Source organism: Streptomyces sp. SID12501, assembly GCF_010550245.1.
Taxonomy (GTDB): Bacteria; Actinomycetota; Actinomycetes; order Streptomycetales; family Streptomycetaceae; genus Streptomyces.
The window spans coordinates 1-453 of the sequence record NZ_JAAGLU010000591.1 but is presented as its reverse complement, the minus strand read 5'-3'; the positions used below and the strand labels follow the sequence as shown (position 1 = coordinate 453).

Here is a 453-nt window from a genome sequence, read left to right as displayed (position 1 = left end):
CAAGTGCTTCCTGTCCCCGTCGGGCGTGGACGAGTTCCCCCAGCTCGACCAGGAGCAACTGGCCGCCTCCCTCGCGGAGATCACCGGCTTCGGCGGCTTGATGATCGTGCACGCCGAGGACCCGCACCACCTGGAGTCCGCGCCACAGAACCCGGCCCCAAGTACGCCGACTTCCTGGCCTCCCGTCCCAAGGACGCCGAGAACACCGCGATCCAGAACCTGATCGACCAGGCGCGCCGACTGAACGCCCGCGTCCACGTGCTGCACCTGTCGTCCTCCGACGCGCTGCCGCTGATCGCCGCCGCGAAGGCCGAGGGCATCCGGATCACCGTCGAGTCCTGCCCGCACTTCCTCACCCTGACGGCCGAGGAAGTCCCGGACGGCGCCAGCGAGTTCAAGTGCTGCCCGCCCATCCGGGAGGCCGCCAACCAGGACCTCCTGTGGGACGCGCTC

Annotated in this window: 1 pseudogene; it reads left to right on the top strand. The window is 69.8% G+C overall.

Annotated features, from left to right (window positions below):
• A pseudogene (locus G3I71_RS47430) lies at positions 1 to 453 on the top strand (allantoinase); the annotation flags it as partial.